Source organism: Neisseria sp. HMSC70E02 (assembly GCF_001838645.1).
Classification (GTDB): Bacteria; Pseudomonadota; Gammaproteobacteria; order Burkholderiales; family Neisseriaceae; genus Neisseria; species Neisseria macacae.
The window spans coordinates 40,587-41,019 of the sequence record NZ_KV838063.1 but is presented as its reverse complement, the minus strand read 5'-3'; the positions used below and the strand labels follow the sequence as shown (position 1 = coordinate 41,019).

The following is a 433-nucleotide window of genomic DNA, read 5'->3' as shown; positions in this document are numbered from 1 at the left end:
TCTTTATCGTTGTGTGGTATCAAAATGGGGATTGTATTTTTTTCACTTCCAAACCATACGGCGAAGTTGCCTTCGTCAAGCCCGAACTGTTTCTAAATCAATCCCTTATAAAATGAGGTCGGTATCTTATCGTCCTTATGGCGGGCATTCAAACAATATCTGAATATTTCCTAGTTTACTATTTCTTTATGTATTGAATTCGCAACAGATACGCTTGCGCCCGATTTATGCGGTGGACACACGAAGCCTGCCTGCGGGTACGGCTTTTATAGTGGAATTAACATAAATCAGGACAAGGCGACAAAGCCGCAGACAGTACAGATAGTACGACAAGGAGAGGTAACGCCGTCCTGGTTTAAAGTTAATCCACTATATTATTCGCGGTGGTAGGGGTGGTTATGGAGGATGGAGACGGCGCGGTAGAGCTGTTCGG

General features: G+C 44.3%; 1 pseudogene. It reads left to right on the top strand.

The features are described from left to right. Positions 1 to 267: 267 nt before the first annotated feature. Positions 268 to 375, top strand: a pseudogene (locus HMPREF3277_RS15120) (IS5/IS1182 family transposase); the annotation flags it as partial. Positions 376 to 433: the final 58 nt, after the last annotated feature.